This window comes from Paenibacillus sp. T2-29 (assembly GCF_052921365.1).
This window is the reverse complement of record NZ_JBREVE010000030.1, coordinates 1-544: the sequence shown is the minus strand read 5'-3', so window position 1 is coordinate 544 and position 544 is coordinate 1. Positions and strand designations below refer to the sequence as shown.

Annotated in this window: 1 rRNA gene; it reads right to left on the bottom strand. The window is 55.7% G+C overall.

Annotated features, from left to right (window positions below):
* Positions 1-21: 21 nt before the first annotated feature.
* Positions 22-544, bottom strand: a 16S ribosomal RNA gene (locus tag ACU1JV_RS28070); the annotation flags it as partial.

Below are 544 nucleotides of genomic sequence, written 5' to 3'. Positions count from 1 at the left end.
GCAGGAAACGATTCTCCATAGAAAGGAGGTGATCCAGCCGCACCTTCCGATACGGCTACCTTGTTACGACTTCACCCCAATCATCTACCCCACCTTCGGCGGCTGGCTCCTTGCGGTTACCTCACCGACTTCGGGTGTTGTAAACTCTCGTGGTGTGACGGGCGGTGTGTACAAGACCCGGGAACGTATTCACCGCGGCATGCTGATCCGCGATTACTAGCAATTCCGACTTCATGTAGGCGAGTTGCAGCCTACAATCCGAACTGAGACCGGCTTTTCTAGGATTGGCTCCACCTCGCGGCTTCGCTTCCCGTTGTACCGGCCATTGTAGTACGTGTGTAGCCCAGGTCATAAGGGGCATGATGATTTGACGTCATCCCCACCTTCCTCCGGTTTGTCACCGGCAGTCTGCTTAGAGTGCCCAGCTTGACCTGCTGGCAACTAAGCATAAGGGTTGCGCTCGTTGCGGGACTTAACCCAACATCTCACGACACGAGCTGACGACAACCATGCACCACCTGTCTCCTCTGTCCCGAAGGAAAGG